At 72.5% G+C, this 22,895-nt stretch carries 14 protein-coding genes; 3 read left to right on the plus strand and 11 right to left on the minus strand.

Annotated features, from left to right (window positions below; all coding sequences use genetic code 11):
- Positions 1–4: 4 nt before the first annotated feature.
- The 5 genes from pdxS to pgsA all read right to left on the minus strand — a co-directional run bounded on the left by pdxS (position 5) and on the right by pgsA (position 4,689).
- The gene (gene pdxS, locus OG519_RS05040; RefSeq protein WP_405592474.1) at positions 5–916 is read right to left on the minus strand and encodes a pyridoxal 5'-phosphate synthase lyase subunit PdxS; all 912 of its coding nucleotides are present in this window, start codon (positions 914–916) and stop codon (positions 5–7) included.
- Positions 917–1,082: 166 nt separating this feature from the next.
- On the minus strand, positions 1,083–1,634 hold the full coding sequence (locus OG519_RS05045) for a hypothetical protein (RefSeq protein WP_405579186.1): 552 nt from the start codon (positions 1,632–1,634) through the stop codon (positions 1,083–1,085).
- A gap of 87 nt (positions 1,635–1,721) precedes the next feature.
- Positions 1,722–2,882: a glycosyltransferase family 4 protein gene (locus OG519_RS05050; RefSeq protein WP_405579189.1), complete on the minus strand. Its 1,161-nt coding sequence runs from the start codon at positions 2,880–2,882 to the stop codon at positions 1,722–1,724.
- The gene (locus tag OG519_RS05055; RefSeq protein ID WP_405579191.1) at positions 2,879–4,018 is read right to left on the minus strand and encodes a phosphatidylinositol mannoside acyltransferase; all 1,140 of its coding nucleotides are present in this window, start codon (positions 4,016–4,018) and stop codon (positions 2,879–2,881) included. The genes OG519_RS05050 and OG519_RS05055 overlap by 4 nt, the downstream gene beginning before the upstream one ends.
- The gene (gene pgsA / locus OG519_RS05060; protein ID WP_405579193.1) at positions 4,015–4,689 is read right to left on the minus strand and encodes a phosphatidylinositol phosphate synthase; all 675 of its coding nucleotides are present in this window, start codon (positions 4,687–4,689) and stop codon (positions 4,015–4,017) included. The genes OG519_RS05055 and pgsA overlap by 4 nt, the downstream gene beginning before the upstream one ends.
- 528 nt (positions 4,690–5,217) lie before the next feature.
- Here pgsA and OG519_RS05065 point away from each other — a divergent pair.
- Positions 5,218–6,804 (plus strand): hypothetical protein, encoded by a 1,587-nt coding sequence (locus OG519_RS05065; RefSeq protein ID WP_405592476.1) that lies wholly within the window; start codon positions 5,218–5,220, stop codon positions 6,802–6,804.
- Positions 6,805–6,902: 98 nt separating this feature from the next.
- Here the strand turns inward: OG519_RS05065 and OG519_RS05070 are convergent, their stop codons facing one another.
- Complete coding sequence (locus OG519_RS05070; RefSeq protein WP_405579195.1) at positions 6,903–7,466, minus strand: HIT family protein; 564 nt, start codon at positions 7,464–7,466, stop codon at positions 6,903–6,905.
- 65 nt (positions 7,467–7,531) lie between these two features.
- Here OG519_RS05070 and OG519_RS05075 point away from each other — a divergent pair, with 65 nt between their 5' ends.
- Complete coding sequence (locus OG519_RS05075; RefSeq protein WP_405579197.1) at positions 7,532–8,191, plus strand: potassium channel family protein; 660 nt, start codon at positions 7,532–7,534, stop codon at positions 8,189–8,191.
- A 59-nt stretch (positions 8,192–8,250) separates the two neighbouring features.
- Here the strand turns inward: OG519_RS05075 and thrS are convergent, their stop codons facing one another.
- From thrS to OG519_RS05100, 5 genes are all read right to left on the minus strand, one after another.
- Positions 8,251–10,233: a threonine--tRNA ligase gene (gene thrS, locus OG519_RS05080; RefSeq protein WP_405579199.1), complete on the minus strand. Its 1,983-nt coding sequence runs from the start codon at positions 10,231–10,233 to the stop codon at positions 8,251–8,253.
- A gap of 202 nt (positions 10,234–10,435) precedes the next feature.
- Complete coding sequence (locus OG519_RS05085) at positions 10,436–14,494, minus strand: Ig-like domain-containing protein (protein ID WP_405579201.1); 4,059 nt, start codon at positions 14,492–14,494, stop codon at positions 10,436–10,438.
- Between the two features lie 433 nt (positions 14,495–14,927).
- Positions 14,928–16,511 carry a phospholipase C gene (locus OG519_RS05090; protein ID WP_405579203.1) on the minus strand — a complete coding sequence of 528 codons (1,584 nt, stop codon included), beginning with the start codon at positions 16,509–16,511 and terminating at the stop codon, positions 14,928–14,930.
- A 29-nt stretch (positions 16,512–16,540) separates the two neighbouring features.
- Positions 16,541–19,735 (minus strand): hypothetical protein, encoded by a 3,195-nt coding sequence (locus OG519_RS05095; protein ID WP_405579206.1) that lies wholly within the window; start codon positions 19,733–19,735, stop codon positions 16,541–16,543.
- Positions 19,736–20,056: 321 nt separating this feature from the next.
- A complete protein-coding gene (locus OG519_RS05100) occupies positions 20,057–21,754 on the minus strand; it encodes a choice-of-anchor P family protein (protein WP_405579208.1) in 1,698 nt (565 codons plus the stop codon).
- A gap of 413 nt (positions 21,755–22,167) precedes the next feature.
- On the opposite strand from OG519_RS05100, the gene OG519_RS05105 reads away from it, so the two are divergent.
- Complete coding sequence (locus OG519_RS05105; protein ID WP_405579210.1) at positions 22,168–22,884, plus strand: HAD family hydrolase; 717 nt, start codon at positions 22,168–22,170, stop codon at positions 22,882–22,884.
- Positions 22,885–22,895: the final 11 nt, after the last annotated feature.

Below are 22,895 nucleotides of genomic sequence, written 5' to 3' on the forward strand. Positions count from 1 at the left end.
GGGACTACCAGCCGCGGTTCGCGTAGTGCTCGGACGCGGGCAGGGTGTCGATGTTGATGCCGACCATCGCCTCGCCGAGGTTGCGGGAGGCGTCGGCGATCACCTTGGGGTCGTCGAAGAAGGTGGTGGCGCGGACGATGGCGGCGGCGCGCTTGGCCGGGTCGCCGGACTTGAAGATGCCGGAGCCGACGAAGACGCCCTCGGCGCCGAGCTGCCGCATCAGCGCCGCGTCGGCCGGGGTGGCGACACCGCCGGCGGAGAACAGCACGACGGGCAGCTTGCCCAGCTCGGAGACCTCCTTGACCAGCTCGTACGGGGCGCGCAGCTCCTTGGCCGCGGCGTAGAGCTCGTTGTTGTCCAGGCCGCGCAGCCGGGAGATCTCGCCCTTGATCTGGCGGAGGTGGCGGACCGCCTCGACCACGTTGCCGGTGCCGGCCTCGCCCTTGGAGCGGATCATCGCCGCGCCTTCGGCGATCCGCCGCAGCGCCTCGCCGAGGTTGGTGGCGCCGCAGACGAAGGGGGTGGTGAACGCCCACTTGTCGGAGTGGTTGACCTCGTCGGCCGGGGTGAGCACCTCGGACTCGTCGATGTAGTCGACGCCGAGCGCCTGGAGGACCTGGGCCTCCACGAAGTGGCCGATCCGGGACTTGGCCATCACCGGGATGGAGACGGCGGAGATGATGCCGTCGATCATGTCGGGGTCGGACATCCGGGCCACCCCGCCGTCCTTGCGGATGTCGGCGGGCACCCGCTCCAGGGCCATCACCGCGACCGCGCCGGCGTCCTCGGCGATCTTGGCCTGTTCCGGGGTGACGACGTCCATGATCACGCCGCCCTTGAGCTGCTCGGCCATGCCGCGCTTGACGCGCGAGGTGCCGGTCTCTGGGGTGCTGGCGGTGGACGGTGTGATGGGCACAGGGACCTCACTCATGACAAAAGGTGGCTTTTACAGCATCATCCGACCGGCGGCCGGGCGCGGAAAGGGCCAATCCGCGCCGAGTGGCTCCCCCGGAGCGGGTCCCCGGTCGCGTGGCGGCCGACCGCGGCGCTCAGGGCGGGGGCACAAGGGTGTCGGAGCGGGGTCACAGCGCCGTCGCGCCCCCGTCGGCGGTGAGCGCGGTGGGCGGTTCGTCGTCCATCTCGAAGGCGAGCGGGAAGGGGGCGTGACCGGCGAGTCTGAGCCAGCGCACCACCCGGTGCTCGCGGACCGCCCGGGCGGCGCGCACCGCGTCGTTGTGGAAGCGCCGGGCCATCGGTACCCGCCGTACCGCCTGGGTCAGTTCACCGATCGCCGCGGTCCCGCCGGGTGCCTCCCGTACCTCGTTGACCGCCACCAGCTCGGAGAAGACCGCCCGCAGCGCCTGGCTCAACTCGCTCTCGGCCACCTCGCGCTGCTCCGCGTCGGCCTGCCGGGCCGCGTGCGCGGCCTCATAGAGCACGATGGAGGCGGCCGGGTCCAGCACACCGGCGGTCGCCAGCTCCTGCGCCACGGAGGCCCGGCGCAGAAGCTGCGCGTCAAGCGCGGCGCGTGCCGCGTCGATCCGGGCGTGCAGGCGGTCGAGGCGCCCGGCCGTCCAGCTCAGGTACAGCGCGATCGCGACGATCGCCACGGCGACCCAGATGATGGTGCTCACGGGTCGTTACCCTACTGACCCGGCGCCGCGCTCCCCCGGGCGCGGGGCGTTTCGGGCCCCCGCCGTACGGTCGCGCGGGCGCCGGCCTCACTCCCTCGACGCGCGGAGCCGGCCGAAGAAGCCGATGCGGTCGTCGGGTTCGACCGCTTTCGCGCCGGCCGTCACGGTCTCGTAGACGGCGAGGATGTCGCCGCCGACCACCGACCAGTCGAAGCGTCGGACATGCGCGCTGCCCCGGGCGCGCAACGCGTCGCGGCGGGCCGGGTCGCCGAGCAGCCGGATCGCGGCGGTGGCCAGCGCGTCGGCGTCCTCGTTGGCGAACAGTTCGCCCGCCGCGCCCTGGTCGAGCACCTGGGCGAAGGCGTCCAGGTCGCTGGCGAGGACCGGCGCGCCCGCCGACATCGCCTCGACCAGGATGATGCCGAAGCTCTCGCCGCCGATGTTGGGGGCCACGTACAGGTCGACGCTGCGCAGCAGCCGCGCCTTGTCCTCGTCGCTGACCATGCCGAGGAACTCCACCCGGTCCCTGGCCTGCGCGGGCAGGGTCGCCACCGCCTCCTCGGTGTCGCCCCGGCCGGCCACCAGCAGCCGGGTATCGGGCAGTTCGGCGAGGATCTTGGGCAGCGCCTTCATCAGGACCGGCAGGCCCTTGCGGGGCTCGTCGATCCGCCCGATGAAGCCGACCGTGCCGCCCTGCCACTGCGGGCGCGGCTCGGCGCGGGCGAAGAAGTCGACGTCGACGCCGTTGGGGATGACGACCGCGTCGCCGCCGAGGTGTTCCACCAGCGTGCGCCGGGCGTACTCGCTGACCGCGATCCGGGCCCGCAGCTTCTCCAGGGCGGCTTGCAGGATCGGGTACGCGGCGATCATCGCCCGCGAGCGCGGGTTGGAGGTGTGGAAGGTCGCCACGATCGGGCCGCGCGCGGCCCAGCAGGCGAGCAGGCCGAGCGAGGGGGAGGTCGGCTCGTGGATGTGGACCACGTCGAAGTTGCCGTCGTGCAGCCAGCGCCTCACCCGCGCGGCGGACAGGAAGCCGAAGTTGAGCCGGGCCACCGAGCCGTTGTACGGCACGGGGACGGCCCGGCCGGCCGAGACCGCGTAGGCCGGCAGCGGAGTCTCGTCGTCGGCGGGGGCCAGTACGGACACCTCGTGCCCCAGCCTGATCAGATGCTCGGCGAGGTCGCGGATGTGGAACTGGACGCCCCCGGGAACGTCCCAGGAGTACGGGCAGACGATCCCGATCCTCACGGGCTCTCCGTTCCACGCCGCCGCGCCCCGCGCCGCCCGGCCGCCGCCTCGCCGGCGTCCGGCTGCTCAGCCGGGGGCTCCGGGGCCGGGGATTCGGCGGCCGGCTTCTCGGCCGGCGACTCGGCCGCCGCCGCCCCGGATTCGGGCTCGCCGGCAGGCGCTCCCGGCGGGGGCGTGGCGGACGGGCCGGGGACCTCGACCCAGGTTTCGGCGACCGCCGGGGGCGTGGGGGTGGCGGGTGTAGGCGGGCGGGGCGGGAGGTCGGCGAGCCAGAGGCGCTGGAGCATGTGCCAGTCCCGCGGGTGTTCGGCGATGCCGGAGGCGTACGCGTCGGCGAGGGCCTGCGTCATCACCCGGGTGCGCCGCGCCCGGTCGCCGTCGTCGGGGACGGGGATCGGCGGGTGCACCCGGCCCCGCATGACGGGCGTGTCGTCGTACCAGAGGGTGACCGGCAGCAGCAGCGCCCCGGTCTGCTGGGCGAGCATCGCCGGTCCGGCCGGCATCCGGGTCTTCTCGCCGAAGAAGTCCACCTCGACCCCGCTCGCCGAAAGGTCGCGGTCGGCGACCAGGCAGACGAGGCCGCCGGCCCGCAGCCGCCGGGCGAGCGTGCCGAAGGCGGCGCCGCCGGTGTGCGGCAGCACCTCCATGCCGAGGCTCTCCCGGTAGGCGACGAACCGGTCGTAGAGCGTCTCCGGCTTGAGCCGCTCGGCGACGGTGGTGAAGGGCGTCGCCAGCTTGGTGGTGACCCAGGCGCCCGCCAGGTCGTAGTTGCCCATGTGCGGCAGCGCGAGGATCACCCCGCGCCCGGCCGCCAGCCCCTCGGTCAGATAGCGCACGTCGGCGGGGGCGAAGCCGCCCCTGATCCGGTCCTTGCTCCAGGACGGCAGCCGGAAGGACTCCATCCAGTAGCGCAGATACGAGCGCATGCCCGCCCTGGACAGCTCCCGCAGCTCCGCGGGGCTCGCGCCGGGCACCACCCGCGCGAGGTTGGACTCCAGCCGCCGTACGCCCTTGCCGCGCCGCCGCCAGGCCAGGTCCGCGATACCGCGGCCGAGCGCCCGGGCGGCCGGTTCCGGCAGCGACTTGACGGCGCCCCAGCCCAGTCCGTACAGGCCGTCGGTGAGGGCTTCCTTCACACCCCGCTCCCGTGCTCCGCGCTCTCGCGGGCGAGGGCCGCGTCGGCCTCCGCCGATTCCCGGCGCACGGTGACCACCCGCTGGACCAGGGTGATCAGGCTGCCCACCGCGACGACCCACAGCGCGATCGGCAGCAGCCACTGGATGCCGGGCACGCCGAAGCTCCGGTGGAAGCCGGCCAGGCCGCACAGCACCAGGGTGATCACCAGCCGCTCGGAGCGCTCCACCAGCCCGTTGACGTTCACCGGCAGGCCGATCGCCTCGCCGCGGGCCTTGGTGTAGGAGACCACCTGGCCGCTGGCGAGGCAGAAGATGGAGACCGCGCAGAGCACCTGGTCGTCGCCGCGGCCGGCGTACCAGAGGGCCAGGCCGCCGAAGATGGCCCCGTCGGCGAGCCGGTCCAGGGTGGAGTCGAGGAACGCCCCCCAGCGGCTGCTGCGGCCCATCTGGCGGGCCATGTTGCCGTCGACCAGGTCGGAGAAGACGAAGAGCGTGATGACGACGGTGCCCCAGAAGAACTCGCCCCTGGGATAGAAGGCCAGCGCGCCCGCGATGACACCCGCGGTACCGGTGAGGGTCACCGCGTCGGGGCTGACCCCCCTGCGGATGAGAAATGCGGCGAACGGCGTGAGAACACGCGTGAAGAACGCACGCGCGTACTTGTTCAGCATGGCCTTCCCGACGGGTCGGTGGATCGGAACGGACGACGGTTTCCGGGGTACGTCGGCGGATGGACGGCTACGGACACCGAACGGCGAACCTAGCCGACATCCAACGTCCGCGGTCCGCGTTCGTTGTGCGGGGCGGCCGGAACCGGCCGCCGGATGGCCCATCGTAGCCAGCCCCCCGACGGCGGACACTGGTGGCACCGGTACGGGCGCCCCGTGACCGCCTGGTTCGGCTGATCATCCGGTCATCATCCGGTCAAGGCCAACTCGGGCGATTTGCCGGGCCGATCAGCGGCCGACGACCACCGGGCGGGCCCTCGCGCGGCTAATCTGGTGACTGCTCCGAACGTGTGATGTGACGACCCGCGGGGAAAGGGCCGGTCGGAGCCGTTGTACGGAACCGGTGCGAACCGGGTCCGGCACCGGCACCGCGTCATGCGTGGGTAAGTGTTCTGGTAGGCGGAATCGGACCGGCTGGGGGCCGCGGTGACAAACGGGTTCGACTTCAGCCCGGGGGCGCAAGTCCCGCTGATGGGCGGCGACGGGGGTACCGCCGCCACGCAGGCGCTCGCCTCGGCCGCCTACCGGGACAGTCCGGTCGCCGCGCTGGCCGACATCCACGACGACGCCTCGGTCAAGCCGCCCCGGGTGTCGCTCTTCCAGCCCAACCTCGGCGAGGCGTGGGCGCGCGCGGTCCAGAGCCGGATGCTCGGCGCCGGGCGGGGCGAACTCGTGCAGTCCTTCGGGGTGGAACCGCGCACGGTGGTCGAGCACTGCCTGGCCGCCAGCCGCATCCGGCAGGAGCGCGACAACCGGCTCGCCCTTCTGATGGTCGGCTTCGGGGTGCTCTTCCTGCCCGGCGTGCTGGTCTGGCTCGGCGCCTTCCAGCTCCGCAAGTCGCTGTCCACGCTGCGCAGCCAGGGCAATCGGGCCGGCGCGCTCGGCAGCGTCGTGCTGGTCGTCGCGGTGGGCTTCGCCGTACTGCTCGCGATCCGGCCGCCCTTCTCCGGCTTCTGGCGCGAGTACTTCCGGGTGCTGATGATCGCGCCCATCATCGGCTGGTACTGGGCGAAGCGGATCTGCGAGAGCACCGCCAAGGATCTCCGCGACCGTTGGAGCGGCCTGGTCGCGGGCAGCGGCGTCGCCGCCAAGATCCCCGAGGCGGTCCCCCGCAGCCCCAACCAGCTCCGGGCCGAGAGTCTGCGGCAGAGCCTGGCCAAGCTCTCCGCCGAGCAGGACAGCAACGTCGTCTTCTACGCGGGACCCACCGGCATCCTCGGCATGGGCGGCCGCTGGGGCGCCTGGGAGATGGCCGAGGAGCTGGTCCCGGTGGCGGGCCTCACCGATATCAACCCGTTCCGTAGCTGGGACGTGGTCCGGGCCATCCACGACAAGCTGCGCATGCTGGAGCGCGGACCGCTGCACACCGGCGGTTTCCCCAAGGCGTCGGTACGGCACTGGATCGTGGCGCCGATCGGCGCCGGCGCCGGCAAGATCTCCCGGCCCACCGGCGCGGACGTCGACGGGTACTCCCTCAAGGAGTCCGAGGTCCGGCGGATATGCAACGAGCAGCAGTTCGGCGAGGGCAGCCGGCACTACCTCGGCATCCAGTTCGTGCTCTGGCAGGGCAATCTGGTCGTCACCTTCATGGTGACCGTCACGGTGCTCGCCCACACGCTGCGGATCGAGGTCACCGGGCACGCGCTGGGGCCGATCGACGGGCTGTTCACCTCCGGCCCGCCGGCCAAGCAGAAGACGGTCACCAAGCCGATGAAGTTCTGGGAGACCAAGACCGTCTCACTGCCGCTGATGGAGACCGGCGAGGTGGTGCGGCTGGCCGCCCGCGCCCCGCTGACCCGCTTCCCCGCGGTCCTGGATTACCTCGGCGGCACCCTGAAGCTGCCCGAGCCGTTCGGCCTGCGGCACACCTGGGCCTCGCAGCCGTGGCAGCACCGCTTCATGGCCGACGACGTGCTGCGGACCAGGACCCCGGTGCTGCGGGCCGTGCACTCCGCCGCGGTCCAGGTCATGCGGGACAACGGCGTGGACACCTCGCACTTCAGCGGCGACCTGGCGCCGTCCAGCGGGCCCAAGAAGGCCGACGCGTACGACCTGTGACCGCCCCTCCGGCCCGCCGCCCGCCCGGTTCCCGGCGGGCCGGGCGGCGGGCCGGAGGGGCGCGGCACCGGCCGGCACCGGACCTGCCGGCACCGGGCCTACGCCGGGGTCGGCCAGGCCTCGGCGAGCAGCTTGCGGGTGTCCGCGAGCAGTTGCGGCAGCACCTTGGTGTGCCCCACCACCGGCATGAAGTTCATGTCGCCGCCCCACCGCGGCACCACGTGCTGATGGAGGTGGGCGGCGATGCCGGCCCCGGCGACCGCGCCCTGGTTCATCCCGATGTTGAAGCCGTGCGCGGCTGAGGCGGCCCGCAGCGCCGTCATCGCCTGCTTGGTCAGCCCGGCCAGTTCGGCGGTCTCGGGCGCGTCCAGTTCGGTGTAGTCGGCGACGTGCCGGTAGGGCACCACCATGAGGTGGCCGCTGTTGTACGGGTACTTGTTGAGCACCGCGTACACGTGTTCGCCGCGGCGGACGATCAGGCCGTCCTCGTCGGACTTGGCCGGAATCACACAGAACGGGCAGCCGTCACCGGCGCCCGGGCCGGTCGGCTTGCTCTCGCCCTGGATGTACGCCATCCGGTGCGGGGTCCACAGCCGCTGGAAGGCATCCGGCTCCCCCACCCCGATCTGCTGCTCCGGCTCACTCGTCATGCGGATCAGCATAGGACTTCACCCCCCGGGAGCGTGTCGGCGGCCCCGAGGCGGTGACCGCCGGAGATCCTGACCGGATGGACGCCGACAGCCGCCTGTCCCGGTGGGAGACCCGGAGCGAAGTGCCCTTGTTCGCGGCCTCACTCGTCTTCCTCGGCTCCTACGCGGTGCAGGTGCTGGCCCGCGGCCTCCCGGGCGTCTGGCACGACCTCACGCTGGCGGTCATCCTCGCCACCTGGGCGCTCTTCGTGGCCGACTACGCGATCCGCTGGCGGCTCAGCGGCGATCCGCCGCGCCCGTCCTATGTGCGTCACCACCTGCTCGACACGGTGGTCGTCCTGCTGCCGCTGCTGCGTCCGCTGCGCGTGGTCCGGCTCTACGACGCGATCCAGCGGCGCCGGGACGAGCCGCGGCTGAGCCTTTACGGACGGGTCATCGCATACGCGGGGACCAGCGCGGTGCTGCTCGGCTTCGCCGGCGCGCTCGCCGTCTACCAGCAGGAACGCGACGCTCCCGGCGCCACCATCCGCACCTTCGGCGACTCGGTCTGGTGGACCGCCTCCACCCTCACCACGGTCGGCTACGGCGACATCACCCCGGTCACCGCGGTCGGCCGCACCATCGCCACCGGGATGATGATCGGCGGGCTGGCGCTGCTGGGGGCGGTCACCGGCGCGTTCTCGTCCTGGCTGATCCAGGTCTTCACCCGGGACGATGAGCGGCCCCCGGCGCGCTGAGCGGACAGCGGACCGGGGGCCGGGAAAGCCGGGGGCCGGCCGTCAGAGGCCGGCGGGTGTCACACCTGGACGCGGCGCTCCACCACGTCGACCAGCTTGGCCAGCGCCTCCTCGCGCGCCACCCCGTTCTCCTGCGATCCGTCCCGGTAGCGGAAGGAGACCGTGCCGGCCGCCATGTCCTCGTCGCCGACGATGATCATGAAGGGCACCTTCTGCTTCTGGTGGTTGCGGATCTTCTTCTGCATCCGGTCCGAGGAGGAGTCCACCTCGACCCGCAGCCCCCGCTGCTTCGCCTCCGCGGCGAACTCCTGGAGGTAGGGCACATGCGCGTCACCGACCGGGATGCCGACCGCCTGCACGGGCGCGAGCCAGGCCGGGAAGGCGCCCGCGTAGTGCTCGAGGAGCACCGCGAAGAACCGCTCGATGGAACCGAAGAGCGCCCGGTGGATCATGACCGGCTGCTGCCTCGACCCGTCGGCCGCGGTGTATTCGAGGTGGAAGCGGGCCGGCTGCTGGAAGTCGACCTGGATGGTGGACATCTGCCAGGTCCGGCCGATGGCGTCGCGCGCCTGCACCGAGATCTTCGGCCCGTAGAAGGCCGCGCCGCCCGGGTCCATGACGAGTTCCAGGCCCTGCTTGCCGGCCGCCTGGCGAAGCTGCTCGGTGGCCTCGGCCCACTCCTCCTGCGACCCGATGAACTTGTCGGAGTCCCCCCGGGTGGACAGCTCCAGATAGAAGTCGCTGAGCCCGTAGTCGCGCAGCAGGTTGAGCACGAAGGTGAGCAGCGAGTCCAGCTCGTCCGGCACCTGCTCCTTGGTGCAGTAGATGTGCGAGTCGTCCTGGGTGAAGCCGCGGGCGCGGGTCAGGCCGTGCACCACGCCGGACTTCTCGAACCGGTACACCGTGCCGAACTCGAAGAGCCGCAGCGGCAGTTCACGGTAGGAGCGGCCGCGCGCGTCGAAGATCAGGTTGTGCATCGGACAGTTCATGGCCTTGAGGTAGTAGTCCTGCCCCTCGAACTGCATGGGGGGGAACATGCCCTCGGCGTAGTGCGGCAGATGGCCGGAGGTCTCGAAGAGCCGCGCCTTGGTGATGTGCGGGGTGTTGACGAACTCGTACCCCGCCTCCTCGTGGCGGCGCCGCGAGTACTGCTCCATCTCCTTGCGGACGACCCCGCCCTTGGGGTGGAAGACGGCGAGGCCCGAGCCCAGCTCGTCCGGGAAGGAGAAGAGGTCCAGCTCGGCGCCGAGCTTGCGGTGGTCGCGCTTCTCGGCCTCCGCGAGGAACTCCAGGTGGGCCTTGAGCTCTTCCTTGGTGGGCCAGGCGGTGCCGTAGATCCGCTGGAGCTGGGGGTTGCGCTCGCTGCCCCGCCAGTACGCCGCGGCGTTCCGCATCAGCTTGAAGGCCGGGATGCTGCGGGTGGTGGGCAGGTGCGGGCCCCGGCAGAGGTCCTTCCAGCAGAGCTCGCCGGTCTTGGCGTCGAGGTTGTCGTAGATGGTCAGCGCGCCGGCGCCCACCTCGACGTCGGCGCCGTCGTCCGAGCCGGCCGAGGAGCCCTTGAGGCCGATCAGCTCCAGCTTGTACGGCTCGTCGGCGAGCTCCTCGCGGGCGGCGTCGTCGGTGACCGCCCGGCGGGAGAAGAGCTGGCCGCGCTTCTGGATCTCCTGCATGCGCTTCTCGATGGCCTTGAGGTCATCGGGGGTGAAGGGCTTCTCGACGTCGAAGTCGTAGTAGAAGCCGTCCTTGACCGGCGGCCCGATGCCGAGCTTCGCCTCGGGGAAGAGCTGCTGCACGGCCTGGGCCATCACGTGCGCGGTGGAGTGCCGCAGGATGTTGAGCCCGTCCTGGCTGGTGATGTCCACCGGCTCGACCCGGTCGCCGTCGCCGATCTCGTACGCCAGGTCCTTCAGCTCACCGGCCACCCGGGCGGCGATCACCGAGCGCTCGCCCTGGAACAGCTCGGCCGCGGTCGTGCCCGTGGTGACCACTCGCTCTTCCGGTTCGGCGGAATCGCGTTCGATGATCACACGGAGATCTGACACCGGTCTGCTCCTGACATGGGTGCTACGTGATGGCTGGCATGCGTGGTCGTGTCGGCGGCCGCGGGCGGGTTCCCATGACCCCCTTACCGCTGAATCGTACCGAGCCCGGCACGTTGTGCGTTACAGCGTTTTGCCGTGGCCCGGGCGCGGGGCAGGGGCCCCGCGATGTGCGGGGCCCCTGCCGTTCCGCGCTGTTCGCTGGTCACGCCACGGTGACGGTCACGGTGGAGTCCGGGGCGGGCGTGCCGGTCGGGTCGGTGGCCGTCGCGGTGACGGTGTGCGATCCGGCGGCCAGGGTGGCGGCGGAGTCGCAGCTCCAGGTGCCGTCGTCGGACACGGTGGCGGTGCAGAGCGTGGTCCCGGTCCCGGTCCCGGTCCCGGCCGCGTTCGCGTCCGCCGTCACCGTCACCGTCGCGTCCGGTTCCGCACGGCCGGCGACGGTCGGGGTGGCCGGGACCGCGGCCCCGGTCGCCGGCGAGGTGATCGTCACCGGCGGGGCGAAGTCGGTGGCGTCGGGGACGCCGTCACCGCTGATCCGTACGGTCACGCTGTGCACGGTCACCTGGCCGCCGCCGTTGCGGAGCCGGAAGTCGGCGCCGGAGTGCTGCTGGCCGCCGAAGTAGGCGTCCGACGCGGTCACCGTGGCGGTCTTCCAGGTGTCGGTGCCGGTGAGCTGGATGCTCGACGTCGACTTGTACGGGTCAGAACCGCCGTTGTCGTAGTGCACGGCGAAGGAGCCGGCACCCTGGTCGAAGTAGGAGACGGTGAAGGCCGCCGTGTAGAAGCCGGCGTGGGCGATCGTGTCGTCGATGTCGAAGTAGATGTTGCTCTGGGTGCTGGTCCGCGCGCTGAGGCCGTCGATCACCGAGGCCGTCGTCGGACCGTCGAAGCCGCCGGAGGGCGTCTCGTCCTCGCTCATCCCGTAGGCGTGGTTGGCGGCGCCGACGACCGCGCCGACGACCGCCGTGCCGGGCGGCAGGTCGGAGGCGTCGAAGCTGACCGCGGCCGAGGGGTCGCTGCCGAGGCCGCCCGGGTCGGCCACGGTGGCGGTGACGGTCTGCCGGCCGCGAGGCAGTCCGGCGGCCGGGGCGCAGCTCCAGGCTCCGCCGTCGTCGGCCGTGGCGGTGCACAGGGCGGCCGGTCCCTCGTGCACGGTGACGGCGCCGTCGGGGATCGTGGTGCCGGCGACGGACGAGCCGAGCTTGACCGTCGAGCCGCCGCGCGGGGTGGTGACGACCGGCGCGGGCGGGAAGGCGCGCTGGTCCGGCACCCAGGGTCCGGTGACGCTCACGCCGACGCTGTGCACGGTGAAGGCGGCGGTCGAGTGCAGGCCGAGGTCGGTGCCGGCGTTCTCCAGGCCGCCGAAGTAGGCGCTGTCGAGGGTGAGTTCGGCCGCCTTCCAGGTCCCGCTGCCGGTGCGGGCGATGGTGCCGGCCACGTGGTTACGGTCGCGGGGCCCGGCGTCGTAGCGCAGCGTCAGCGGCGCGGTGCCGGCGTCGAGGTAGGACACCGTCACCTTGGCGGTGTAAGCGCCGGTCGCGGCGGTGTCGTTGTCGAGGTCGAAGTACATGTCGCTGCCGTCGTGGCCGGTCCCGGTGCCGGTGGTCCGGGCCGTCAGGCCGCTGACGACGGAGCCGGTGGTGGTGGCGCCGGGGGCGGCGGGGTCGTCGACCTGGGTGAGGCCGTAGGCGTGGTTGGCGGCCCCGAGTACGGCGCCGACGGTGGCCGTACCGGCCTGGGCGGTCTTGTCGAGCCCGATCTGGACGCCGCCGAGGTGCCGGGCGGCGGTCGGCGCGGTGCCGGTCACCTTCGCGTACGGAAGGGCGGTGGTGGGCGCGGCGACCTGCTGGACGAGGTAGGAGGAGCCGGCCTTGACCGGGACGCTCAGCAGGTCCGCGCTGGTGCCGGGCACGACCACGTGCCCGTTCTTCCCGTCCACGACCTCGACCCGCGCTCCGGCCCACGGGTTCTTCACCCGCAGGGTGCCGGTGGTCCCGGCCTCGATCGCGGCGGTGACGAGCGCGCCGCCCCGCACCTGGACGTCGACCTTGCTCCGGCCCTGGACGGCGACGGTGCCGCTGCCGTCCCAGTCGCCCGGCCAGGCCGGCGCGAAGCGGATGATGCCGTCGTAGTCCTGCGCGAGCGCTTCGTCGACCGCGGTGGCGACGCCGGCCTCCTGTTCGATGTAGGGCTGGTAGCCGACGGTGTTGCCGAGGTCGGCGAACCCGTTCGGGTACACCTGATGGCCTTCGGTGATGGAGACGAGGTCGGCGCGCACCTCGGCGGGGTTCTCCAGCCGGGCGGCGTCGATCGCGTCCATCGACCAGTCGTTGCCGCCCTTGTTGGGCCGGTGGGCGTAGCCGCGCTGTTCCAGCGGGAAGAGGCCGCTGTCCTGGTCGCTCACCGTGTTCCACGGCCACAGCGGTTCCAGTTCGATGTTCTCGCCGTTCTGGCGGGCCGCCGCGGGCTGGTACGAGATCGCGATCATGTCGGTGCCGGTCGCGTCGGCGGCCGCGGTCTCGGCCTCGGTGTAGCCGGGGTTGAGCAGTTGGGTCCTGGTGGCCTGGTCGGTGCGGGGGTAGGGCGGGATCTCGGTTTCGGCCTTCGCCACCCGCTGGACCAGGGCGGCGTCGATGGTGCGGGCGGTGCCGAGCTTCTTCGCGGCCTGCCGGATGATCGGGAAGAGGGTGCGGTCCACCGCGATGTCGGTGGTGGGGTCCTGGACGGCCCACTGGGTCTCGTGCGCGTTGGCGTTCGCGTGCAGCAGCCCGTCGGGGCCGACCTTCTGGTAGGCGAGTTGGAACTCGGCGGTCGACTTCATGAAGGGGAAGTACTTCCTCAGCGTGGTGAGGTCGCCGGTCGCCTGGTACTGCTCCCACATGTAGAGCGCCACTTCGGGCCCGCTGGAGATGTCCAGCGCGTTCCAGTTCGGCGAACTCGCCTCACTGCAGTTGCCGGTGGGGATGTCGAGGCCGTTGCCGTTGAACCGCATGGTCTCGGGCACGCAGGAGCCGGGGAGTCCGCCCATCGCCAGTCTGGTCCAGGCCTCGATGGCGGCGGTGTCGTCGGCGTACATGTCGAAGATGGGCGTGTTCAGGGCGTAGTTGCCCGAGCTCATGTTCGCCGAGATCTGGGTGCGCAGGTTCCACAGCCAGTACGCCGACGGTGTCCAGGTCTGGGTGTCCTTGTCCCAGGCGAACATGTCGGCCTCCCCTGCCTGGCTGCCGGGGTAGATCCCCTTCTTCATCGAGGCGGCCTCCTCGTAGAGGTACAGCGTCCGGAGGTTCTCGATGTAGGCGGCGCTGCCGTCGGCCGAATCCATCGCGATCAGGCCGGAGTCGGTCCAGTACCGCGTCCACCACCGGTCCTGGGCGGACAGCAGCGCCGACTCGCGCCGGGTGGCGTCGTCACCGATCAGTGCGGCGGCGGTCTTGGCGGGCCCCTTCTTGACGGCCTTGGCGCCGCCGTTCCACGCCGGCGAGGCGACGACGACGCGGAAGGTGCCGTCGGCGCGCGGTGTGAAGCCGACCTTGACCTGTGTCGGGCTCGCCACCGTGGTGCGCACCTGACGGCCGCCGGCGGTGATGGCGGCGAGTGAGCCGAACGTCTGCCCGCTGCCGATCGGCGGGCCGCCGTCCACCCAGGTCTCGGCGAGGGTGCCGACGGTGCCGGAGACGGCGGCGGCCGGCCGGCGCGGGGCCCACAGGCTGATGGTGGCGCTCTGCGCGATGCCGGGGTCGGCGCCGGCCACGTCGACGATCAGCTCGTCCTTGCCGGTCGCCACCCACGCCTTCAGCGACATGCCGCCGCCGGACTCGCGCAGGACGCCGTCGGTGAGGTCGAGGTGTCCGCTGAAGTCGGCCGCGTGCGAGATCACCGACAGGCCGGGGATGGTGAGCTGGCCGGGCGACTTGCGGTCCGGCATGGTGTCGGACCGGTTGAGCTGGGCGGTGAAGCCGCCGGCCGCCCAAGCGGCCACGCCGAGCGAGCCGTTGCCGAGCGGTATCGACGCGGTGGGGTTCACGTTCGGCGCCCCGAGCACGATGTCCGAGCGGCTGACCACACCGGCCGGGTCCAGATCGAAGCCGCCGTGCCGCCACGCGGTGGTCGGCGCCGTGCCGGCCCCCGCGGCCGTACCGGTGTCCACCAGCACCACGCCGGCCAGCGCGGCCAGCAGCGCCGACCAGAGCGCGAGGGCGCGTCTGAGCCGGGGCCGCCGGAACAAGGCGATCGACACGACCGACGAGGGGGTGGGCTGCACGTGGTCCTCCAGGGCTGTACGGCTCTCGACCGAGGGAAGTCAACAGTGGTCCGATGAATGCACCGCAGGACACGCGGCCAACGCGCGAGAGCGACGAAAATTGTCGCTGAGGCCAACTAACATCGGACGACTGTCGTTCTAATCCATCGACACCAGCGCCGTAAAGACCCGCGACAGCCCGAACCGGCGGTGCGGTGAGTGCGCGGCACCGGCCTGGCCGTCCGGAGCGGATCGGCCGGCACCCGCGTGTCGCGGCACGGGGCCGCCCGCTTGTGGCGGACGGCCCCGTGACACCGCGCGCCCCCTGGTAGGGGGCGCGCTCGGCCGGGACCCGGCTCAGAAGCGGCCGAGTCCCGGCTGGACCTGGGCTGCACCCCGGCTGGACCCGAGCTGACCCTGAGCTGACCCTGGGCTCAGGCAGCGACCAGGAGGGTCAGCCCTGGTGTCCGTGGTCGTGCGACTGCCTCGGCCTGCTCTGCGTGGCGCCGGGCCGGGGCGGCATCGGCTGCGTCGCGGCCGTGGTCTGGGCGGCCAGGTTGGCCGCCGTGGTGCCGGCCTCGAACTGCGGGTTGGCCGGGGCCGGCTTGCGGTCGTGCAGCCGCAGGGCGCCGGAGAGGTCGCCGAAGGTCCGGCGCCGCCAGGTGCTGATCGGCGTGAACCGCACCGGTCCGTGACCGGACAGGCCGCCCGCGGCGGTGAGGGTCTCGATGAATTGGAGCCCCGAGGTGTGGTCGGAGACCTCGGAGAAGATCCGGCCGCCCACCGTCCACGGGGACACGATGACGCACGGCACCCGGAAGCCGGCGCCCACCGGCAGGCCGCCGCCCGGCGTGCCCTTCGGCGAGGGCAGGTGCACGAACTCCTCGGGATGGTCGCGCAGCTTGGGGACGGGCGGCGGGACATGGTCGAAGAACCCGTCGTTCTCGTCGTAGTTCAGGACGAACACCGTCGAGTTCCACAGCTCCTCGTTGGAGGCGAGCGCCTCCAGCTTGGCGGCGAGGTACTGCGCGCCGGCCGCGGGGAGGTTCGGCGGGTGCTCGTCGGCCTCGCTCGGCATGTAGAGCCAGGACACGTCGGCGAGCACGCCGTTGGCGCAGTCCTCCTCGAAGCCGAGCGCCGGGTCGGCCGCCGGGGTCGGGGCGGCCGCGTCGCCGATCCCGCCGGGCGTGCCGTCGCCGAAGAGCGTGCCGCCGCTCATCACGGAGTTGTAGAGCCCGGCCGGCAGTGTCGTCCTGTTCTGGAAGTTGGCGAACCAGCCGAACACGTTGAAGCCGCTGGTCGCGCCGGAGAAGTACGTCTTGACGGTGTAGCCCGCCTCGTACAGGATCTCGGCCGCCGACGGGTGGGTCATCGGGTTCGGGGTCACGGTCTCCAGCACCGGCCCGCCGAACCTGCCCTGCGGGTCGTTGGTGCCGGACATCCACACCAGCCGGTTGGGGTCCGTCGGGCCCAGGATCGAGCAGTGGTAGTTGTCGAGCAGGGTGAACGACTCGGCGAGCGCCCAGTGGAAGGGGATGTCCTCCCGGGTGAAGTAGCCCATCGTGTACGAGCCGTTGACGTCGCCGTCCGAGGCGAGGTGGGTGGACAGCCAGCCGTCCATCTTGCCCTGGTTCCACGAGGCGTGCTGGTCCCGCCAGTCGTGGGAGAGCGACGGGACCGCGGCGGCGCCGGTGCTGATGGTGGACATGTGGAACGGCTCCAGGTACCCGTCCGGGTTGGCCGGGTCGGGCTGCTGGAAGACCGAGTTGCCGTTCGGCAGCGTGATCGCGGTGCGGTCGCTGAAGCCGCGGGCGCCGGGGAAGGTGCCGAAGTAGTGGTCGAAGGAGCGGTTCTCCATCATCACGTACACGACGTGCTTGACCTGGGAGAGGCTCCCCTTGGCCGGACTCGCGGTCGCGGCCCGGGCCAGGTTCTCCGGCAGCAGGCCGGCCATGCCGGCCGCCCCGGCCAGCGCCGCGGCGCTGGAAACGAACCGGCGGCGGGACAGGCCCGAGCGGGCGGAAGCGGTGTTGCTCATGGTCTCTCTTCTTCGTCTCGTGGGCCGGGTCAGGACTTCGTGGGGGCCGTCGGGCCCGCCGCGGCGCCGGACCGGGCCACACCGAGCACCTGGGCGATCGCGCTGTTGCGCGTGTCGGCGATGTACAGGAGGTTGGTGGACCGGTCGACCGCGATCGCGTACGGCGTGCTGAGCTTCGAGGCGGTCGGCGCGGCGCCGCTGCTCTCGCCGCCAGGGGCGGCCGAGGAGTTCACCACGGTGCTGATCACCCCGGCCGGGGTGATCTCGCGGACCGCGTTGTTGAAGGTGTCGGCGACGAAGAGATCGCCCGCGCCGTCGACGGCCACCCCCTGCGGGTCGTTGAGCTGCGCCGAGGTCGCCGGGCCGCCGTCGCCGGAGAACCCGCCGAGGCCGTCGTGCGCCGAGCCGGCCGCGCGGTCACCGGCCACGGTGGTGATGGTCCCGGTCTTCGCGTCCACCCGGCGGATCACGTTGTTGGCCGAGTCGGCGACGTAGAGGTTGCCCTTCACGTCCAGCGCCAGCCCGGTCGGCTGGTTCAGCTCGGCGCGCGAGGCGGCCTTGCGGTCACCGGCGTATCCGGCCCGGCCGGTGCCGATCACCCGGATGACGGTCCGCTTCGGGGAGACCTCGACCACCCGGTTGTTGTGGGTGTCGGAGACGAACACGTTCCCCGCCGCGTCGACCGCCACCGCCGTGGGGCGGTCGAGCTGGGACGACAGGGCGCTCGGGGAGAGCCTGCGGCCCGCGTCGCCGGTGCCGGCGAAGCGCCGGATGACGCCGTCCGGGGTGACCTCGCGGACGACGTTGTCGCCGCTGTCGGAGATGAACAGGTCGCCGTCGGCGTCCACCGCGGTGCCGGAGGGCTGGTACATCGTCGCCTTGTCGGCCTTGCCGCGGTCGCCCCGTTCGCCGTAGCCCTCCAGCGAGCCGGCGATGACCGAGGTCTCGCCGTCGCGGAGTTCGGCCACCACGTTGTCACCGGTGTTCGAGACGTACACCGAGCCGTCGCCGACGCTCCTGAGCTCGGCGGCCAGGCTGTCGCCGAGTTTCGGCGCCCGCGCGGAGCCGCCGCCGACGGAGACGCCCGCCGGCCGGTACAGCGAGCCCGGGGTGACGTTGGGCAGGACGGCGCCGGTGCCCGGGTCCACGTGGGTGCCGGGGACGTCGCCCACCGAGGTGTACGGCATCGTCTGGAGGATCGGTCCGGACGGCACCGCGCTCGACCCGATGGTCAGGCTCAGGTTGTCGGCCGTGCCGTCGCTGTTGGCGCCACTGCTGACGCCGACCGTGGCGACCGTGATGACGATCTTCCGGGTGTCGGCCGGGACCGTGCCGTACCAGGCCTGGTGGATCAGGCTGGAGACGCTGGCCCGCTGGGCGGCGGTGACCGGCCCGATGACCCCGGAGCCCAGGGTGGCGCCCTTGGCGTCCTGGAAGCTGGCGGTGACGGTCGCGTAGTCGCTCTGCGTCGAGTAGCCGCCGAGGTCACCGGAGAGCTTGAAGGGCCGGCTGCCGGTGTCGAGCGCGCTGACGTCGATCGACTGGATGCCGGTGGTGGTGATGCCGGGGATCGAGACGGTGCTGGGGTTGGTGCCGCCGTAGAAGACCCGGCCGCCGGTCACGCCCGGGTAGGTCGAGGTCCGCGACTCCTGGGTGCCGTCCGGCGGGTTGAGCGGGGAGCCGCTCGTCCAGCAGTCCGCGATCGTCTGGTCGTCGCCCAGCGGGGCGCCGAGCGCGGTCGCCGCGGTGTAGTCCTCGGCGCCCGGGTTCGCGATCAGGTTGGCGTCGAGGGCGGGGGTGACCTGGTCGGCGGACGGGCAGGGCGCGGCCCAGCTCTGGCCGACCGATGTCTGGCCGATCGTCAGGTCGAGGTTGTCGGCCGTGCCGTCGCTGTCGGCGCCGTTGTCGACCGCCGCGGTGATGACCGTGACGAGGATCTTCTTGGTGCCGGCCGGAATCGTGCCGTAGGTGCCGTCCGAGAGCAGTTCTGAGGTGTCGGCGCGCTGGGCCGGGGTGGCCGGGCCGAGGCCGGCCGCGCCGAGGCTCGTGCCGGCCGCGTCCTGGAAGGTGGCGACGACCTGGGCGAAGTCGCTCCGCGTCGAGAAGCCGCCGACCTCACCGGTCAGTTTGTACGGCTGGCCGTCGGCGTTCAGCGAACTGACGTCGATGAGCTGGGTGCCGGTGGTGACCACGCCCGCGACCTGGACGGTGCCGGCGTTGGTGCCGCCGTGGAAGACCCGGCTTCCCGTGACGCCGGGGTACGTCGACGCGCGCGACTCCTGCGTGCCGTCCGGGGCGTCGAGCGGGGAGGCGCTGGTCCAGCAGTCGGCGATCGTCTGGTCGTCGCCCGCGGGCGCGCCGAGCGCGGTCGCCGCGGTGTAGTCCTCGGCGCCGGGGTTGGCGATCAGGTTGGTGTTCAGGGCCGGGGTGACCTGGTCGGCGGACGGGCAGGGCGCGGCGTAGCGCTGGCCGGCCCCGTTCGCGGCGATCGTCAGGTTCAGGTTGTCGGCGCGGCCGTCGATGCCGTAGCCGGAGCTGACGCCGGTCGACGCCACGGTGATGAGGATCTTCTCGGTGCCGGCCGGGACGGTGCCGGCCGCGGCCTCCGGGACGAGGCTGGTGACGTTGCCGCGCTGGGCGGCGTTGACCGGGCCGAGCACCGCGGAGCCGACGGTGGCGCCCGAGGCGTCCTCGAACGCGGCGGTGACCGTCGCGTAGTCGGTCTGGGTGGTGTAGCCGCCGATCGCGCCGGTCAGCGTGAAGGACTTGCCGCCCGCGTCGAGCGGGCTGACGTCGATCGCCTGGGTGGCCGTGGTGGTGATGCCCACGATCGAGACCTGCGGGGAGTCGTAGTCGTAGCCGCCGTAGAAGGTGCGGGTCCCGGTCTGGCCCGGGACCGACGACGACAGTGACTCGAGGACGGCGCCGGGCACGCTCATCGGGGAGGACGCCTCCCAGCAGCCGGGGACGTACTGCGCGTCGCCGGCGGGCGCGCCGAGGTCGGTCAGCGCGGTGTAGTCCTCGGCGCCCGGGTTCTCGATCAGGTTGGTGTTCAGGGCCGGGGTCACCACGTCCGCGGCCGGACAGGCGGCGGAGTAACGCTGACCGGTGGTGGCCGCCGAGGCGTTCCCGCCCACGACGTCGGCCCCCACGAGGCCGAAGGCGGTCGCCGCCGCCGCGACCACCGCCAGCCCCGCCCAGCGGGCCTTCTTCTGAGGAATCATGGCCCTTATTGATGTATGGGGCAACAGATTCCGGGCGGCTCGCTTCCGACCGCCTGACGACCCCTGGGTGAACTCTCATCAGGCGGGGCGCGGGGTTGGCCCGTTCTGTCGCGGGGTGTCCGTTTGGGCGCGGGAGCGGGGTGGGTGTGGCCCGGGCGGCCGGTGCGGTGGTCCGGCGGCGGGGGGCCGTACGTCCGGCGGCGTCAGCTCCCCGTCTGCGAGGCCCGGCGCCCGCCGGTGGGCGGCGGGGCCGGACCTCGGGATGGTGCTGGTCGGTGCGGGTCGGCGCTGGTCGGTGCTGGTCGGCGCGGGGGCCGACGGTCAGGAGGCGGGGCAGGGGTCGGTGGTGGTGAGCAGGGCCGCCGTGCTCTGGGCGATGGTGACGTGGACTCCGGTGAGGAGGGTCAGCGAGAGGGCGGTGACGGTGATGCCCTTGCCCGCGGCGATCGGCGTCTGCTGGTTGATGACCAGGGAGCCGACCAGGGGCAGGCCGATGGTGGTGTTCGGTGCGGCGTCGGCGGCGACGGCCACTCCGGCGACGCGGAGGTTGGTCAGGGTGGTCGCGCCGGTCAGCGTGATCGCACCCGGCCCGTTGTCGGTGAGCGGCTGCCGGGCCTGGGCGGAGGTGCCGACGAGGTCGGCGGTGATCAGGCCGCCGAGCAGGTTGACCCCGGCGGTCCGGGCGTGGGCCGCGGCGGTACGCGATCCGTCGGCGCCGATGGTGCCGGAGGCGTCGGTGGTCAGCGCGCCGAGGGTGCCGACGGAGCCGAGCCCGGCGCTGAGCACGGAGTGGTCGTCCTCGCCCGGCAGCGGCGTGCAGGAGTGGGCGGACGGGGCCAGCGGGCCGATGTCGAGCAGCGGCGAGGTGAGCCGTACGCCGTGGGAGCGCGCGTCGAAGACCGGTGCGGTGAAGGTCACCGAGGCGCAGCCCGGCAGGTCGACGCCGACCGCGTCGGTGATCGCCGAGCCGCACACCTGATAGGTGCCGCCGGTGATGGAGGTGAGCTGGACGGTGGCGGTGCAGTCCTGCTGCCCGGCGGCCAGGTCACCGTGCACGGTCACCGTGCCGTTCGCCGCGTCCGCGGTGGCCGTACCGGAGCCGCAGCTCGTCGCGGCACTTCCGCCGTCGAGGCGTAGCCCCGCGGGCAGTTGGGCGGTGAAGGACCAGCCGTTCTTGGCGGCCAGTTCACTGGTGTTGGTGATGGTGAAGGTCAGCGTGGTGGGCGCGCCCACGGGCAGCCGCGCCGGTGCGAAGGCCTGGTCGAGCTGCGGAGTGGCGTCCAGCAGGCGGACGTTGTCGATCGCGCCGTCGTTGCCGTTGCCGCTGGCCTGTTCGTTGACCAGCCGGATGCCGGCCGAGTCGCCGGAGAACAGGACCGAGCCGTTGCTGGCGTAGGTGCCGACCGAGGTGCCGCCGATGACCTGGCCGGGGTTCTGGCAGGGGTCGATGGGCGAGCTGAAGGCGGCGCGGGCGGCGCCGCCGTCGAGCAGGTAGAAGGCGAGCAGCGGGTGGTTGGTGAAGCAGTTCTGGGCCGCCGCGTCCACCGAGAAGGCGAGGAACCGGTTGGCCGCGCTCAGCGGGATCGGCCGCACGGTCTCCAACTCGGTGCGCCCGGCCCCCGGATTGCCCGAGGTGTAGGCGGTGAGCGAGTGGTTGGTGGCCGCGTCGCCGCCCGCCCAGGTGCCCAGCGCGGCAGCCATCTGCTTGTTCGCCGCCCAGAAGCCGCCGCAGTTGACGCCGGCGGGGGGCGAGGCGGGGGCCTGCTGGGAGACGAGCAGGCCGTTGCAGGAGGTCAGCCAGGCCGGGTCGGCCGCGTAGGTCTGGCCTTGCGGGGCGGCGCCGGTGTAGTCGGGCAGCGGTGTCACCGCCGCGCCCTCGCCGTTCTCGAAGCCCTCGGTGAACACGGTCCTCGGCGCGCTCGGTGTGCCGGGGTGGCCGGGCGCGTTCGCCGCGGCCGGCCCGACCCCGGCGAGCGTTCCGGCGGCCACCATGCTGACGCCCACCAGCGCCGCGGCCACCCGACGCCAACGAGCCCTCGCCGCCCCTCCGGTGACCCACCGTGTGTGTCCGCGCCGTGTGTGCCTACGCCGTGATGCCGCGTCAGCCCTCTCCACGTCGCTGTGTCCTGAGCCGAAGCCCCTCATCCAGTACCCCCTTCGTGCGGGCATGCCGATACGCCGTCCGATCGCCGGGCGCGGCGCGGTTCCGCCGCGCCGCCACGATGAACGTCCGCGGCCACCTTCCACGCCCACCGCCGCCGCGCACATCGGCGCACGGCACCTCCCTTGATGCGCGTCCCGGGCACGCGCGCCGCACAAGCCGGTGCGCACCGCAACAAGCCCCCGGCGGCCCCGTTCACAAGGCCCGTCCCGAGGTTTGCCCTCCGCCGAGCGGCTGTGGATCAGCGGGCGGCCGAACTACCCTGACCCGTATGCCGACCGACCAGCTCGCCCACGGTCCCTCGCTCATCCTGTGGGACGTGGACCGTACGCTCGTGAGTTTCGGCGGTGGGACAAGCCGTGCCATCTATGAACGGGCCTTCCGGCAGGTGACGGGCAAGCCGCTGGGCGAACTGGCGGACATGTCCGGCCGGACCGATCGGGCCATCACGGCGGAGACGCTGCGCCTGAACGGCATCGACGAGCCGGAGGCGCTGTTCAGCGACTTCTACGCCGCCTTGGCGACAGCCGCCGAACAACTCGCCGACCGTATGCGGGAGGTCGGCACCGTCCTGCCGGGAGCGCCCGAGGCCATCGCGTCGTGCGCCGCTCAGGGCACCGTCCAGTCGACCGTCACGGGCAACATACGTCCCATCGCCATCACCAAGCTCACCGCCCTGGGCCTCGGTGACGGCCTCGACTTCACCGTGGGCGGCTACGGAGACGACGGCAGCGACCGGGCCGACCTGGTCCGCCTGGCCCGCCAACGGGCCTCCGAGAAGTACGGCCACGGCTTCCCCGGCACCCGCACGGTCGTCATCGGCGACACCCCCCACGACATCCGCGGCGCCCTCGACGCCGACGCCCTCGCCATAGGCGTGGCCAGCGGCAAGTCCACATCTGCCGAACTCCGCGAAGCCGGAGCGGACATCGTGCTCCCACGTCTCACGAACTTCGCCACCCACTGCGCCAAACCCCTGTGCTGGTAGCCCCCACCACC

It is taken from the genome of Streptomyces sp. NBC_01190 (assembly GCF_045039895.1).
In the GTDB taxonomy this organism is placed as follows: domain Bacteria; phylum Actinomycetota; class Actinomycetes; order Streptomycetales; family Streptomycetaceae; genus Actinacidiphila.